The following is a 16,727-nucleotide window of genomic DNA, read 5'->3' on the forward strand; positions in this document are numbered from 1 at the left end:
AGATAATTTGTATTTATGCAAACTCTATGACACATTGAATACGATAGAATTCTTCTTTTCTACACTTAGATCATAACCACAGATTTCTTTGAAATATGTCTTGATTTGTTTGATATTTCCTTTAACTATTGGTGGCATGACGCTTAGTTTCTCGTTTAATTCTTTGTTCGTCATGGCTTGACTTTCTTTTGAATGAACCAGGATCATACACGAACTATTCATCTTTTTTCGAACCAATCTAGCGGTCTCATTAATAAATGGCAGAAAAAGGAAAAAAGAAATTTCTCTTTTAATTGTCAGGAATAGTATTCAATTCCCATATCAGGGTTGTGGAATAGCTTGTGGCTTCAGGATTTGAACCTTTCGGTACGTTGAGCGTAACACTTTCCCTTGCGGTATGCTCATCTCCAAAACGATAGATCCATGTGCCTGTTCCTTCAGTATCTTCCGCACGAATCAGTGCTCGCTTGTTTCCTGGTACCAACGTTAACGGGTTGGCTGTCTGTAAAGAAGGGGTATTGCCACCTTGAGCGGTCACTAATTGTTGATTTGAGAAAGTAATACTCGCACCTGTAAGCTGTTGATTTTTTAATCCTTCAAATTGTTTCGTCTGGGTAACCGATAGCTGCCAGCCGTTACGCTCAGTAGCTGATCGACGATCGCTGATCTGAACATAGTTAGGGCGCTCTTCCATCTCATTTACAGTTCCGTCTTCATCCAATAAACGTTGTGGTTGCGCGTAATAGGTTTGGTCATGAACTGAAATAGGTTGTGAGCCAAAGTTAAAGGAGGAAATGAAGTCAATACTCAGAAGCCCTTGATTTTCTGGCAGCTCTGGTTTATTTTCTGGGTTCACTTCTATTTCAGGATCCAATGGATCTACTGGTGGCATGGAGCCCTGTAAGATATAAACGAGCCAATAATTTTGTTGCTCTCGAGTAAATACCGTATTCAATAATTGATTGTCTCTTTCAAATAAAAACTTGTAGTTTTCTATTTCTTTAATCGTTACTTCTAGCTCCTCATTCACATAACCAATGATTGTATCAGATGGCGAAATAACTGTCCCGGCATCATCAATGTAATGAATTGTCACCTCGGACTCAGCACGATTAAAAAAGTAAGTAACATTCCGACGCTCAGCCTCTGGTTTTATCGTATTGTTTGTTTCATCGAAATAAAGTGCATCTGTCTCAACATGACTATAGTCATAACCAAGAAGGTACGGTTCATCATCAATCCCTGAATTTGGATTAAGAACTGCCTCTGATTTAAAAGGAATTTCTAACAATTGACTAGGTATTATTTCTTCATTTGTAGCTGCATCACGATAACTGACTTCAACTTCTCCTGTCCCTATTACATAGTCCATCTGTTCAAATATAAAGCTATGAACATTGTTTCTTGCACCTGTACTTCCTGAGATTAAAAAAGATAATGCAGTAGTATCGATTCCTTGCCAATCGGATATATCTCGTTCCCAGGTTTCTCCTTTATAGTTAATACGGAAAATATTTGCTTCTTCACTTGGCAGATACTCAATGACTATATCATCGTAAGCGCCATTCAATGTCCCTGTTCGCTTTGCTGGAGCATCGCTTCCCATATAAGTAGTCAATAAACCATTCGTCTCATGATAAACGTATCCAGCAAAAGGAGCCCCACCTAAAGCAGCCGGATCTCTAGCTGCACCCGCTCCCTGAGTTGTATTAAAATTTGAATCCAATTTGAATCCAAAGCCTCCTGTTAGGCCAGCAATCCCCATACCGTTTCCACTATTTCCAACAGCAGAATTTTCAGATCTATGGAAACCAAAAGCCATACCATCTGCACCATTCGTATTAGAACCAATATTTGCCTTCCCTGTCAAAACAAATGGATAATTTACACTTAATTTTTCCTTCAATGTAACATTTCCAACTTGATTATTACTAGCTGTAGTTAAGGTTACTTCCCCTGTTTCGGAATCATACGTTGCAGAACCCTGTAAGTCAAAATGCTGCAAAAAATTATCTTTTGTGACGGTAGCATTTGAACTGTATTCATTATCTAAACTTTGTGATGGCTGCTCCTTCATTTGATTCTCTTCTACTGCATTCTCTTTCGCTTCCAGATCCGCTTGTACTGTTTGAGAATCATCAGAAGCTTCTATTCCTTCAGTAGGGTTCTCCACAATACTATCTTCTTGTTCACTGATTTCAAGATAAGCCGTTGCTCCTCCCACAGACAGTTCATAGCGTCCCGCCTGTTCAAATACTAAAGGAAGAACAAATGTATTTTGCGCCCGTTTTGACTGAACCAGCCATTCCTGAGACTGCTCTATCTGTTCGACTGATCCCCCTGCCGGTAACTGCTCGTTGATAAGCGTTGCTTCTTCAGGTAAAAATACTCGTGCCTCTGACACTTCTTGATCAGAAAAGAAGGTTACTTGTATGGTTTCTTCTACCGTGCCTTGCATCCGCGCCTGAGTAAAGAAAAAGCGCGCATCACTAGCCTGTTCTTCTTTTAGAAGATTTTTCATGGATGGGTGTTCTACCTGTTTTTGTTCCTCAGTGTCCATCGTTGTCTCAGCGTAGACCATGCCAATCGATAGAATCAATGCTTGCATCATTAGAATAGACGCCCCTAATAGAAGCAGCGGTCTTCTTAATCTCGTGGTCATTCCATTCACTCCTTTTTACTACTCTTGTTCGCTTCGGTTTGCTTTCTTTTTTTGAATAAGTAGATAAAGAATGACCCCCAGTAAAAGAACAAGTAAAATGATTGCGCCAATCATCCACCAATTCATACTTGAATCAATGGTCACATCTGCTTGATTCAATGCCCTGGCTTCATCTGCTTTAATTGTGAAGGGTCTCTCCCATACCCACTCATCTTCACCAGATATTGCTCTTAATTTCAATACATAGTCGCCACTTTGAAAGCGATCGCCTTCTAACGAGATTGGAAAATCAAAATTAGAATTAGGCGCCATTTGCATCATTTCTTCACTCGCTTCATAAAGAACCTCGTTTTCTCCTGCTCGTTGTACTGTCGCTTCCACCGCCATTCGATTGACAAAGGTAGGCGTGAAGTTTTGGATCGTTGCACTAATCACATTCCGATAATTCAACTGATCTGCAAAAACAGCTAATAAATCGAGATCCGGTTGAACTGAATCCCGAGAATTGCTGACAACAATCCCAATCACATAGGCAAATTCATTTTTGATCGCTACGCCTTCTTCATTGATTGCCGTTTCTTCTTGCTCCTCTTTGACTTCCGAAATCCGTAGACCTCCCGCTAAAAATCCCTCAAACGATTCTTCTGGCATATGTAAAGGAACACTAATTTTTTGGGTTTCATTTCCTGCCAGTTCAATGACGCCAGATGAGTCAATCAATTCGTCCAATGAATAAGTAAGGCTACTATCTGGTTCTTGGGCATCTTTTCCGTACTCAACGACTCCATGAACATTGGTATACGCTGTATGAGGGGTTACTTGCACTTGAATTGGGTCACTACTAACATTTTGCAGTTTCAATGCTAAGGTTTCTGTTGCTCCAGCTGCTAGATTCAAATCGAAATAACTATTTGATCCTTCTACCTGGCTTTCAGGAAATTCAGGCGTGACATAAAATGACAGTGTTTCCTCCGCTTGAGCTACTGATGGAAAAATTCCAAAAAGAAGAAAAAGAAGCGTAAGTACCCACCAATAGGCTCTTTGAAAACGATGAGCTAAAGTTGTTTGTTTCAAGGTTACGTCTCCTTTCTTAGAAAAACAGCGTCACAATTTTACTGTGACGCTGCCGAGAGTTTCAAAACAAATGGTTACAAGGCTTTTATAGTTCGTCTCCAGGTGTTAAGTTTAATTCCCAAGTTAGCGTTGACGTATACGTTGTCGCATCTTTGGCTGTTGAACCTGGAATCGACAATTGTATTGCGTTGTTTTCTACAACGTCTGTCTCAGGATTAAAGTCCTCTGCTTCAAATTGGGCAGTCAAGTCTGCTTGGTCTCCCCAGATAACTGAAGAAGCTCCTGCACCTTGTCCTTGTGCCGCAGTCATCACTGAACGCGCTGCACCATTAGGAAGTAATGTTAGTCCAGCCTGGTGCACTGTAGGTTCGTTATCAGTATTGCTACCTTCATAACTTAACTGAGCATTAGCAAAGGTGATTTGCGCTCCCGTTAGAATTTTATTTTGTGCTTCTGGAGCTTCAAAATCACTTAAGCTCACTTTTAGATCCCATCCAGCATTGGTTCCACGAACGTCTTGTACTTGAGCAAAACTAATATATGGAACGTCAGTAGGCCCACCTTCTTCTGGATTAGCGAGTTCAGCAGTCTCTGCAACCATATTATATGTTTGATCTTGGTTGGAGATGACCTGAGTACCAAAGTTCATTGTAGGTGCCTGTACGATAGACAATGGACCTGTAACTGGATCGATAATCGGTGGAATAATCACATCCGGATCAGGTACAGGAGGGATGACTTCCAAATCACCGTCTTCATCCGCTGTAAACTGGATTTGACCTTCGGTTGTTACTTCTCTCATTTCATCGGCAAAAACAGAAGCTGCTCCTCCTGCTAAAATAGTAGTTGATAGTGCGGCAATTGTTGCTAAACGAATAAATTTCATTTGGTTATTCCTGCTTTCTTATTGTTTTAGATTTTTATTATGATTTCTTTTTTGTTTCCATAAGAGGAAGACGAAACTGATTAGAAAAACGCCTAGCCAAGCGTGCCATGAATGTCCTATTTCGTTTGTTTGTGGCAACGTACCATCTGGTTTGGCCACTTCGGTAATTGGTGGTCTGACAATAGTTTCGGGCGGCGCTGGATCAGGTGTACCAATGGGTTCATAGACACCAGTAAATCCAATGGTCCCATTTGTTTCAACTTGCTGGACTTCTGCAGCGTTTACCAACGGTAATGATAAAACTGAGAGTATTCCCATAAATATTATCCACCTTTTTGTTTTCTCAATCATGATCCTCCCCTTTGTTGTATCTCAAAATTCTTCGTTTTTGGGTTGACGACAAAAAAAGACATTCGATCGGATCGAATGTCTTGGAAAAGTTATTAGATTAGGTTTTCTATTTTAGAGAATACATAACAAATATCTATTCTAAAAAACGAAGGTTTTTGATACTTTTATTTGTAAGTTTGTATGCATACCTTTTTCTTACATGATTAAGGTTACCTGATTTTTTGGTCAAATTGGAATCAACATTTTCATAGACAGATGAAATAAATGAAAAAAAACACTCGTTAATACTTTTAACGAGTGTACGGAGATTAGAGAAATGGTTTTCGATACGGATCAATTTTTCTTTCCAGATTCCGCCAGTCATGCTCATCTGGGACAGCTTTCAATAACAAGTAATCTGTTTCAATAATATAGTCTAAGAGGTACCGATTATAGTTTGTGACAATCAAATCAATATGATCGGCATTTAATATTTCTTGTGTCAGATGTTGCAATGGCAAAAAGGTCAACGTGTGCTTTGTACCAAACTGTTGCATTGCACGAGTTCGAATCTGTTGGCAGATGAAGTGATCACCTTCTAGAAGAAAATAAATTCTTTTTGTTGGTGAATAAAAATCAAAAATCAAATCACTGTAGATCGTTAAACTCACACAAATATCTTCAAGATATGGTGCAGCCAAAAAGTCTTTTCTTTGATGCTTCTTTAAAAATCGTAAATTCCGTTGATAGTTTTCATTGTCAGAACGCATGAGAGATTCTTTGATATCCTGTGCCTCTTTGTTCAATGCAGGAGCTAACGCATAGTTCACTTTTCTAGACAAAAAGAAGGATTGCATGAAAATTTTTATCTTGGCATAGCTCTCATTTGTGAGCTCAAACTCTTGTAAGTAAGCCTCCGTAAGTTTGGCAATTTCTGATCCTTGATGAAACTGCTGGTAGAACTTTTCCTCCGATGCTTCTCGATCTAAGGTACGTTTACAAATAGTAACTAAATAAATCCATGCAAATTCTTCCTTCGCTAGTTCTACGCCGTAAAGCTTGTTGATTCCGTCTTTTAAAGAATACAGGAGGGAGAAGCTATTTCCTTTGTAGGCTAATTCAATCAAGTATTTCGGGACTGTTATCGGAAAACCAAGGCTCGCCCGTTTGATTGCAATAAAAAAAGTATAGTAAAAAGCAGCTGGTGTTGTTCCAGAGCCAATATCATATTGTCCTAGTTTGTTGTTTAACTGGGTTAAGACCAACTCATGCAATGCGGGATCGGGAACAAGGGTATGGGCAGTATCAATCCCTTCGTAATAAAAGTCTTTGAAGAATTTCCGTAAATCCGCTTCGCTCCCTTCAATTGTCAATGGATTCGACACCCATTTTAACCGATAACTGCTCAATATTTTGTTCGATTGACCCAACAACCGTCGAAACGTGCTCTCAGAAAAATGATAATGATGGGCCAACTCGTCAATATCCATCAATTCCCCTTGAAAAATATGACCGATGATTTCAAATAAGCACTCATTTTCTAGCAAATCTTGTTTCTTTTCTTGGTACACGGAAGGTTTTTTCTCTTCAAAAAGAAAGCCACTATTCCCCGAAATTAGGGTGATACAATCACCAAAATAGTCTTTCACATACTTGAGATCATTTGCAATTGTGCGTTGTGTGACTTGCATCTTTTCTGCCATTTCACCAATTGTAAATAAACGATCTCGTTCCATCACACTCAAAACTCGAAATAAGCGCTTAGTTGTGCGATTACTGATAAATGCTAACTGTAAGTCTCTCATATTCTCCGCCTCATATCTCACTACGTCTTTTGTCTAGATGTTACATACATAACACAACAACAAAAAATGAGCAACACACGGCTCTTAACCACTTCATAAAAAAATAAGCTGCTTCTAAACACAAAAAGGCTCAAACGCTCTTATGCTTTTCCATTATTATCTATTTGCTTACAAAACATTCTAATCTCCTTAGCGATGGTGGAGAAGAGGAATGCTCTCGAGCTTCTTTTATTGCAAAAATCTCCTTTAAATGGTTTAATGGTTTAAACTTTTAAACGATAATGGAGAGACAATTATGATAGACTATGCCAATCTGCAACAAGATTTTTCTGAGTTAAGTGATTTTTTAATCGCGCTAGGTGACAAAAAAAGACAAGCTATCATCATTCGGTTGCTAGAAGCGGAAAATTGTGCTGGCTTACAGGTCACTTCCTTATTAGAGGCCACCAATTTATCTAGACCCGCCATTTCACATCATTTGAAAATCTTGAAAGAAGCCAAAATCGTGAATTTCAGGCAAGAAGGAACAAAAAATTATTACTATCTCGATCATGAGCAAACAGAAATAAAAAAACTCCAATCCTTTTTAACAAAAGTCCTTCACATTATGAACGAGAGGGACCATTCATGAAGAAAGTATTAGTTGTTGAAACAAACATTCAAAAATATGCTGGCACGAACGAGGCTACCGGACTTTGGTTAGGAGAAAGTGCCGAGTTTCTAGATGAGGTCTATCAACAAGGGGTTGACGTTGATTTCGTAAGTCCATTAGGAGGCTTTGTTCCTCTAGATCCAAGAAGCATGAAATATATAGATCAAGCCATTATGAACATTTATCTGGAAGAAAATTTCATTCAAAACGGCTTGATTCAAACGAAAAAACCCGCAGAAGTAAATCCAAATGACTACCATGCGATTTATTTTACCGGAGGGCATGGTGTCATGTGGGATTTTCCTGATAATAAAGAGCTGCAAGAACTCGCTTTAGCCATTTATGAAAACAATGGGTATATTTTATCTGTTTGCCACGGAATCGCTGGTTTACTAAATATAAAAGATAGAGAAGGAAGCTTTTTGATTTCTGGGAAAAAAATCACAGGATTTACGAAAACCGAAGAATTTCTCGCCGGGAAAATGAACAAAGTTCCTTTCTTTAATCAAACCGCCGCAGAAGAAAGAAACGCTCAATTCAAAAAAAGACGCTTTTATAAAGCATTTGCCCTAAAAGATGGGCGGATCATCACTGGCCAAAATCCTTTTTCTGTACGTGCTGTAGCAAAACTATATCTTGAGGAGGTACAGTCATGCAAACAATTTTAGGAAGCAATGGACAAATCGGCTATGAACTAGCAAAAGAACTATACAAAAATTACACAAATGAGCTTCGGCTAGTTAGCCGGAAGCCTCAAAAAATCAATCCTACAGATCAGATCGTTTCCGCAGATTTGATGGACTTTTCGCAAACGAAAAAAGCGATTGAACATAGTGAGATTGTTTACTTCACTGTTGGGTTACCGATGGATGCAGAGCTGTGGGAAACCAATTTTATGAAAATCACAGAAAATGTCATCCGCGCTTGCCAAGAAGCACAGAGCAAACTGGTTTTTTTGATAATACTTATATGTATCCAAAGGATCGTACACCCCAAAAGGAAGACACGCCATTTTTTCCAGCAGGCAGGAAGTCCCTCGTGCGCTCTAAAATGGCTCAATTGGTTTTATCCGAGATGGAAAGTGGCCGTTTAGATGCGGTGATTTGTCGAGCCCCCGAGTTTTACGGCCCAGGCAAGACCCAGAGCATTACCAATACACTCGTCTTAAACAATATAGTCCACAATGCTCCCGTCAAAATACCTGTCAATAAGGACACTTTACGCACACTTATATGGACACCTGATGCTAGCCGAGCAATGGCCCTTATCGGAAATACGCCTAGTTCCTATGGCCAGACTTGGCATTTGCCCTGTGATACACCTCATAGTTTCCAAGACATGATCGATCTCGCCGAAAAAATTGAAGGCAAACCATTGAAATACCGTGTCATTCCTTTGTGGCAATTTAAACTTGCTAAGCTATTCAGTAAAAACGCGCGCGAACTAAGTGAGTTATTACCTAGATACACGGTGGATAATCTTTTTGTCTCTGATAAATTCAAAAAGGCATTTCCTCATTTTAAGATCACAACGTTTGAAGAAGGCATTAGGCAGGTACTTGTTGAGAATAGGGCAGGATGACTGACAACACTTTATTAACCCCAATGAAGAGAATGACTGATGAGAAGCTACCCAGCTTTTAGTAAATCAAATTCAAAGGATGTTCGCGTTTGTAGAAAGTTGAATCTTTACCGTTAGCAAAACCGTTCATTACACCGTCACTATTATTAATAAAAAGGATATTCATCCCACCCAAACACAATTAGCACAGGAATATAGAAAGCCAATTAGGCGTAGGCCTAATTGGCTTTAATAAGACATTCTGTTTCCTTTTTCTTTGCTCGGGCTAATAGAAAAAAACAAGCACTAAGAAGTAATTTTGAGGCAGCTAGACAACAATATAACTGAAGACGAGAACGAAAGAAAAAATTCTTATTTGCGACATTCGATTACGCAAAAAATATATATGAACATCTATTATTAGCCATCCTTTTTTCTAGCTCTCATTTTAGTTAACCTTTTTATCTATCCTAACTGCTATAAAAACTCTCTCACACGTTCTTTAACATGCTGCTATTGTTCCAACTTCTTTATTGCTAAAGCTAAGCAGCCGATCAAACCTGCATCGTCAGCAAGCATTGGAGTTAGTAGGTATTCTTCGAGAGTGGGCGTATCTACGTAGGAACCCATTTTTTCTTTAAACGCTTGGCGAATCAACTCGAGTAGTTGCGGCTGTTTCATTACACCCCCGCCTAAAATTATTACTTCCGGTGCATATAGTAACGTTGTGTTATACACACACTGAGCAAGATAATCTGCCTCAATCGTCCAATAAGGATGATCAAATGAAATGGTCTGGGCTTTTCTTCCAAAGCGCTTTTCAATCGCGGGTCCTGAGGCTAACCCTTCCAAACAATCATGATGAAAAGGACAGATTCCTTCAAATTGATCTTCATTATGACGTTGTAAGAGCATATGTCCCATTTCAGGATGACTGAAACCTGCGACTATTTTCCCACCCACTACAGCACCACCACCAACACCAGTACCAACGGTGTAATACAGAACACTGTTTTTACCTTTTCCATAACCTGCCATATATTCTCCATAACAAGCAGCATTTACATCGGTAGTCCAATAGATGGGAACCGACAAGGCGTTTTCCAAAGCTCCGACAAAATGATAATTTTGCCAAGCTAACTTCGGTGTGTTGGTGATATATCCGTAAGTTCTTGATTCGATTTGAATATCAATTGGCCCAAATGCTCCTACACCAATTGATGCGATATTTCCTTTGTACTTATCAAAGAAATCAAACACTTGCTTCATCGTTTCTTCTGGTGTTGTGGTAGGAAAACTTTTCCGTTCTATCACTTGTAATTGTTCATTACCAATCCCACAGACAAACTTTGTTCCACCAGCTTCAATTCCACCATATAACATTTTATCTACACCTTTCATTCACTTATCTTCAAAAAAAGAAACGTATTTGCACTAAGCAAAATCGTTTCTCACTAAAGGTTTCGTTGTGCCACCTTCGCCAAATTCAATCGGCAATACGGTACGTTTTTCTACTGTCTCTCCATTAATGACAGCAATTAATTTTGCCACTGCCACTTCCGCCATTTGCTTTGTAGGTTGGGCAATCGTTGAGACTAGATAAGGATCTCCTTCTGTCATCTTTTGACCATCAAATCCGATAACTTGGACATCCTCTGGTACGTTTTTCCCTATTTTTTCAAGCATATCAATGACAGCTAATGCCATTGGATCGTTGATCGTAAAAATCCCATCGATATCGGGATTCTCTAACAAAAAATTTGTTACACGTTCTGAGAGATGGTCTAAAGGTTCTAACATATCTAACGCTTTATAGGAAATCCCCAGTTGACGGCACTCGATCTCAAAATATTTTCGACGACTCTTCGTTTCATTCGGTGTTTCTTGGTACCCACCGATATATGCTACATTCTGACATCCTCGGCGATAAAGTTCATTTGCAGCCAAACGTCCACCGGCCGCATTGTCAGCGGTCACATAAATCACCTCTTCAGTGAAATAACGGTCAATACTAACAAAAGGCAGATTACTCGAAATGTATTCATCGATATCTGAATAAGTAATTCCAATGATGCCGTCTACTTTATTTTGGCTGACCATCTGGATATATTCTTGTTCTTTTTCACTATTCCCACTGGAGTTACACAAATAAAGCTTGTAGTTTTGTCTTTCTAATGCTGTTTCTACATGGTAGGCAAATTCGCCAAAAAATGGATGCCATACAGTGGGTAGAATCAAAGCAACCGTGTTCGTATGCTTCATCTTTAACCCCCGGGCATAAAAATCTGGTTGATAGTTTAACTCTGTCATTGCTGCTTCAACTTTTTCTCTAGTAGAAGCTTTAACAGAACCGTTATTCAATACCCGGGAAACAGTTCCTACTCCGACACCTGCTAATTTTGCGACATCTTTCATTGTTGCTTTCATAGTTGATCCCTCACATTTCTGCACAAGTTTAGTATAATGAATTTTGTCATAAATTACTAATTTTTTCAAAATACTAATAGCAAATCCATGGGAAATCTAGCTATCTGTTCTTTTCTAAAAAATTATCCTTCAAAACCTATTAAATAATTGATTCATCGCCTAAGCAATCAAACATTTATTTCACACTCGCTGTTTCAAAAGCTTGAATACGACTTTCTCCGATCGAATGAAACAAGATATCTCGAGCTTTTTCCAGCTCATAGAAAGTAGCCGTCATAACTTCTAACCCATTAATAAAGACTTCAACTGATGAGGTATCTCTAAAAATCTCAAGAACGAGCTGATTATCAATCAAAGGTACTTCAACTTTTCGGACATTCAGAGGGTCTTCTTCCGCCCCTGTAAGCTCTCTTCCTAGTTTCTGACGATCCAATTCAAAAACCTGTGTAGCAGTGTCATAGGCTAGTTTGAGACAATCCGTCTTAGACCGCAGTAATTCAATTGTAAAAACTTCTGCTTTCTCCAAATCTGCGACTAGATGTAAATATGAAGAATCCGACAGTGCGTTTCGAAATACGACTGATGTGTCAGTCACTGCGATATTTTCACTGCCTTGTTGATAAACTAAATGACTATATACAGTTGAGATGGGTTTTTGTACCAATCGATTTTTTTTCACTCTTAACTCTCGGGGCAAACTCATAGAGCCTGCCCAAAGATGGCCTAACTCATGTGTAGGCAATGTACGATCCCACATCTGCATCCAAGCAATCATCACCCGTCCACCATTAGGATCTGTTGTTGTTTGTGGTGCATAAAAATCCATTCCAAAATCCATTTCATGGAAATTATCAACTATCATCTGACCTGTTTCCCAGTCTACCTCACCAATACAAGCCATGGTAGAACTGATATTATGATATTCCAGTCCGTTCTTCTTGATTTGTATCGGTGACATGATTAAGACATCTCGTCCGTCTAAATGGAATAAATCAGGACATTCCCACATTATTCCTTGCTCTGAAGTCCCTTCTAGCAACACAGAATAAAAGTGCCAAGTATACAAATCTGACGATTGAAACATCACTATTCTACCAGTAGACTGTGTAGATTTAGTAGCTACTACCATATAGTAAGCATCGTTGTGAACAATTACTTTAGGATCACGAAATTCTTGTATCAGCCCATTCTCACCTAGCTGTTTTTCTGCTACCACAGGATTACCACTGTATTTGCTAAAATGAATACCATCTTCAGAGACCGCCAAACATTGATGCTGATGGCTAATACCATCAATTTCTTGACAGCCTGTATAAAATAAATATAGTTTTCCGTCTCTTTCAATTGCACTTCCTGAGAAACACCCGCCGCTGTCATAAGGTTGATCTGGGGCTAACGCTACTGGTAGATCTTCCCAATGGACCAAATCACTACTGCGCGCATGCCCCCAATGCATGGGCCCCCATCGACTATCGTAAGGATAGTATTGATAGAAGAGATGGTAATGCCCTTTGTAATATATAAACCCATTGGGGTCATTTATCCACCCGATGGGTGCGGAAAAATGATAGTTTTGTCGATACTGAGGGTTAACTTTTCCTCGCATCATTTCAATAAATCGATTTGCTTTATCCAAAATCGCCGTTTCTTCTACTAACACTTATTGTGCTCCCTTCAAAAAATTATCATAGCCAGTTTGCTTTATTTGAACCCATTCTTCCAAACCTACACGTTCCAATTCAGCAAGGTATTCTTCCCATTCTTCATCGATTTTACCGCCGGTGATCCACTCTGCTCTTTTGCGATAGATGTAATCCCACATATCTGTTTCAATTTTTGCTAATCGATCTGTTTCTTCTTTTTCTAAAAAGACACGCGGATAGATATTGTCTTCTGTAATATATGGCAAATACGTGTCATGCATCAAATCTAAACGCCACTTCGCATCATCTGGCATAGTAGTGACTATGCCGTAATAAGAATCAAGAACTGCTAATGGTCCTCCAGCTTCGGTTTTTTGTCTTAGTTCCCCCGGTGCTGTCCCCTCTAAAGGCAAATGTTTTAACATATCATCCTTTAATTCAAAAATATTCGCCTGTGCTTCATCACCGTAGGTTCCCCAGTTATTTTGGACAGACTGTAACGGTTCATACATTTTATCTATCCACCTAGCTGTAAGTTCCAAGTTCTTATTCGCACTAGTAATTACGAAACGATCTCTTGAGAAACCCATGCCATTCGTACGAGTAACGTGTTTCGTTCCATCTGGTCCCGCTAAGACTGGCAAGACGTCATAACTATCATCTGCACCCGTGATATTTGCTTTATCCCAAGTAAAGTACACGCCATACTTATGTTCTTTCCCTTTGGCAACATACGTATTCCAATCTTGTTCGAAAGCCTCTTTATCAATAAGATCTTTATTATTCATTTCATTGAAATATTTGATGGCTTCTTTATACCCTTCTTTGTTAGCAGTAAATTGTACCTGGCCATCGTTATCAACGACTAAGTGGTCATCATTATCACCTAGACCGAATGCCCCCATTAAAAATTTTAAGTCTTCGTTTCCTCCATTGTTAATAAAGCTAAAAGGAATTTCATCTGCTTCACCATTACCATTTGGATCTTGCGTCTTGAAAGCCTCCAACACAGTCATCAACTGATCAGTGGTTTGCGGCATTTCAAGACCCAAATTATCCAACCACTCCTTGTTGATCCAAGCCATCCCATTTACTGTATGAATCGACTCTTTTCCTTCGCCTAATTCTTCAATCCAAGGCATAGAGTAAATGTGACCATCAGGTGCAGTAGACATTTGTCGGTATTCGGGGTTTTCATCAAAAATTTTCTTCAGATTTGGTATATAATCTTCGATCAAATCTTCAATTGGTACAATAACACCACTTTCCGCCCAGTTTAATAAATCATAGTCACCTGCAGCGGCGTTGAAGATGGCATCTGGTAAATCACCACTAGCGATATCCAAATTTCTTTTTTCGGCAAAATCACTACTGTAGTTTGTCCAATCAATATGGAGATTGGTCTCTTCTTCTAATCGTTGGAAAATCAATTTGTCATTAGGATCATTGGGAGCCAAAGGGGCACTTTGAGACATCATTTTTAAAGATACTTTTTCTTTCAATGGAAAAGAGACATTTTCTAGTTCATAATCAGGGCTTGATTTACTCTTTTCTTTTGAGCCTCCACAAGCCCCCAAAATTAGTACGGAAGTAAAAACGATTGGCAGCATCCATTTTGCTTTCATCTTAAAATCTCCTTTATAATTTTTATTCATACAAATAGTGAACAATTCTTACCCTTTAACAGAACCAACTAAAACACCTTTATCAAAATATTTTTGGAAAAAAGGATACATTATGATTAATGGCAGACTAGAAATGACGATCGTTGCGTATTTGATCAACTCAGCAATTTGTTTCATTTCTGCCATGGCAGTATTGGCTCCCACCATGTCTTGTGAGGGTTGGTTTTGGATCAAAATATTTCTTAATACGAGTTGCAACGGCTGTAAGTCGGGATCTTTGATGTAAATCATGGCATCAAAATATGAGTTCCATTGCCCAACAAAGGCATATAAAAACAATACGAACATAATTGGTTTAGCTAATGGAAGCATGACTTTGAACAGTATTTGCAAGTCATTGGCGCCATCGATAGTAGCAGCTTCAGAAAGTTCTTTTGGCAAAGCACTAAAATAGGTACGGGCTAAGATAATATTCCACACATTTATAGCACCTGGTACGATAATCGCCCATACACTATCTAACATGCCCAAGTTCTTTACCAATAAATAGGTAGGTATCAAGCCGCCACCAACGAACATTGTAATGACAAAAAAAGTCATAATGATCTTTTTCCCCGCCAAGTTAGGTCGAGACAAAGGATACGCAGTGATCATCGTAATAAATACAGTCAATAAGCTGAAGCTAAAAGAGTAAAACAACGAATTTATAAAACCGCGTAAAATGGAGTCATCTGCAAGTACCCGCTGATATCCTTGTATTGTCCAATCTTTCGGATTGAAGCTTATACCTTTATTGATCAAAGTAGCTGGGTCCATAAAAGAAGCTACCAGTACATAAATCAGCGGAACAATGGTGATGACGACTAAAAAAGTTACAATCACTCGATTCAACCATAAGATTTGACGGTCGATTTTTGATAAAGCACTATTCATAATTTTCTCCTTTCATTACAAGCCTTGACCATCGTTTAGCCGCTTGGTTATATTGTTGACAATCAGTAATAAAACGACATTAATAATCATATTGAACAGACCAACAGCAGCAGAGTAGGCATAATCACCTGATTGCAAGCCGACTTTGTATACATAAGTGGAAATGATTTCTGAGGCAGGGATGTTCATTGAAGTTTGCATCAAGTAGGCTTTTTCATATCCTACATTCATAATACCGCCGGCGGCCAAGATGAAGCTGATCACCATCACAGGCCTCAATGCAGGCAAATCGATATGCCAAATCTTTTGTAAAATATTTGCCCCATCGATATTTGCTGCCTCATATAAATCGGTACTGACTCCCGCCAGTGTTGCGGTGTAAAGAATGGATGACCAGCCGATTCCTTGCCAAATTCCCGATAAAATATAAATCGTTCTGAAATAAGCTGGATTAGACATGAACATAATTGGTTGCCCCGTAACCTTTTCTACTAACCCATTAATAGGTCCATTTGCGGATAGGAACAAAAACAGCATCCCCACGATAATAACTACTGAGATAAAATTCGGCGCATATAGAATCAACTGGATTTTCTGTTTTATTTTTTTATTGATAATTTGATTCAAGCTCAGTGCTAAAATAATTGGTGGAAAAAAACCTAACAATAAACCATAAATGCTAATTTTTAATGTGTTGCTTAGCAAAAGCGTAAAATTTGGTGAACTGATAAATTCCCTAAAGTGATCTAGTCCTAACCAAGGACTTTCCAAAATTCCTAGCATAGGATTATAGTCTTTAAATGCAATCACAGCACCGTACATTGGCACATACTTAAAGATAAACGTCATGATGATACCTGGTAAGAGCAACAAGTACATCCACTTATCACGCCGCAACTGTTTCTTTAATTTTTCCCACTTCGAGATATTTTTTTTATCCCGTTGTGCCGCCCTTATCTCACCACCTGGTCCCAATGTCTTTTCCAATTCAATCTCCTCCCAATACATTTTAGAAACGTTTCCATTTTCGTTTAAAAAAATAAAAATTTAACGAAGATGCATTTTGGAAACGTTCCCACTATTTTCGTTTATAGATTACCATAGCCATTTTTTTAAGTCAATATTTTTTT

General features: G+C 38.8%; 13 protein-coding genes and 1 pseudogene. 3 read left to right on the forward strand and 11 right to left on the reverse strand.

Annotated features, from left to right (window positions below; genetic code table 11):
- Positions 1-289: 289 nt before the first annotated feature.
- The 5 genes from ACIPK1_RS13955 to ACIPK1_RS13975 form a co-directional block, all read right to left on the reverse strand.
- Positions 290-2,662, reverse strand: a complete 2,373-nt coding sequence (locus ACIPK1_RS13955; RefSeq protein WP_400451164.1) for a WxL domain-containing protein — start codon at positions 2,660-2,662, stop codon at positions 290-292.
- A gap of 18 nt (positions 2,663-2,680) precedes the next feature.
- Positions 2,681-3,736, reverse strand: a complete 1,056-nt coding sequence (locus ACIPK1_RS13960; protein ID WP_400451165.1) for a DUF916 and DUF3324 domain-containing protein — start codon at positions 3,734-3,736, stop codon at positions 2,681-2,683.
- 85 nt (positions 3,737-3,821) lie between these two features.
- The gene (locus ACIPK1_RS13965; RefSeq protein ID WP_400451166.1) at positions 3,822-4,622 is read right to left on the reverse strand and encodes a WxL domain-containing protein; all 801 of its coding nucleotides are present in this window, start codon (positions 4,620-4,622) and stop codon (positions 3,822-3,824) included.
- A gap of 18 nt (positions 4,623-4,640) precedes the next feature.
- A complete protein-coding gene (locus ACIPK1_RS13970; RefSeq protein ID WP_082741604.1) occupies positions 4,641-4,940 on the reverse strand; it encodes an LPXTG cell wall anchor domain-containing protein in 300 nt (99 codons plus the stop codon).
- A gap of 341 nt (positions 4,941-5,281) precedes the next feature.
- Positions 5,282-6,757: a helix-turn-helix domain-containing protein gene (locus ACIPK1_RS13975; RefSeq protein ID WP_400451167.1), complete on the reverse strand. Its 1,476-nt coding sequence runs from the start codon at positions 6,755-6,757 to the stop codon at positions 5,282-5,284.
- A 295-nt stretch (positions 6,758-7,052) separates the two neighbouring features.
- Here ACIPK1_RS13975 and ACIPK1_RS13980 point away from each other — a divergent pair, with 295 nt between their 5' ends.
- The 3 genes and pseudogenes from ACIPK1_RS13980 (at position 7,053) to ACIPK1_RS13990 (ending at position 8,990) form a co-directional block, all read left to right on the forward strand.
- A complete protein-coding gene (locus ACIPK1_RS13980) occupies positions 7,053-7,388 on the forward strand; it encodes a helix-turn-helix transcriptional regulator (RefSeq protein ID WP_086316684.1) in 336 nt (111 codons plus the stop codon).
- A complete protein-coding gene (locus ACIPK1_RS13985) occupies positions 7,385-8,077 on the forward strand; it encodes a type 1 glutamine amidotransferase domain-containing protein (protein ID WP_008381806.1) in 693 nt (230 codons plus the stop codon). Before ACIPK1_RS13980 ends, ACIPK1_RS13985 begins: the two co-directional genes overlap by 4 nt.
- A pseudogene (locus tag ACIPK1_RS13990) lies at positions 8,062-8,990 on the forward strand (NAD-dependent epimerase/dehydratase family protein). Before ACIPK1_RS13985 ends, ACIPK1_RS13990 begins: the two are co-directional and overlap by 16 nt.
- 492 nt (positions 8,991-9,482) lie before the next feature.
- Here the strand turns inward: ACIPK1_RS13990 and ACIPK1_RS13995 are convergent.
- From ACIPK1_RS13995 to ACIPK1_RS14020, 6 genes are all read right to left on the reverse strand, one after another.
- Positions 9,483-10,352 (reverse strand): ROK family protein, encoded by an 870-nt coding sequence (locus ACIPK1_RS13995; RefSeq protein WP_042890387.1) that lies wholly within the window; start codon positions 10,350-10,352, stop codon positions 9,483-9,485.
- Positions 10,353-10,403: 51 nt separating this feature from the next.
- Positions 10,404-11,396, reverse strand: coding sequence for a LacI family DNA-binding transcriptional regulator (locus tag ACIPK1_RS14000; protein WP_015510589.1), 993 nt, complete (start codon positions 11,394-11,396; stop codon positions 10,404-10,406).
- Between the two features lie 175 nt (positions 11,397-11,571).
- Positions 11,572-13,056: a glycoside hydrolase family 32 protein gene (locus ACIPK1_RS14005; protein ID WP_144809470.1), complete on the reverse strand. Its 1,485-nt coding sequence runs from the start codon at positions 13,054-13,056 to the stop codon at positions 11,572-11,574.
- Entirely contained in the window at positions 13,057-14,664 is a 1,608-nt protein-coding gene (locus ACIPK1_RS14010; protein ID WP_400451168.1) for an ABC transporter substrate-binding protein, read from the reverse strand.
- A gap of 48 nt (positions 14,665-14,712) precedes the next feature.
- Entirely contained in the window at positions 14,713-15,597 is an 885-nt protein-coding gene (locus tag ACIPK1_RS14015) for a carbohydrate ABC transporter permease (protein WP_008381795.1), read from the reverse strand.
- A gap of 15 nt (positions 15,598-15,612) precedes the next feature.
- A complete protein-coding gene (locus tag ACIPK1_RS14020; protein ID WP_400451169.1) occupies positions 15,613-16,605 on the reverse strand; it encodes an ABC transporter permease in 993 nt (330 codons plus the stop codon).
- Between the last annotated feature and the right edge of the window lie 122 nt (positions 16,606-16,727).

Source organism: Enterococcus sp. NPDC086594, assembly GCF_044746145.1.
Lineage (GTDB): Bacteria > Bacillota > Bacilli > Lactobacillales > Enterococcaceae > Enterococcus_D > Enterococcus_D entomosocium.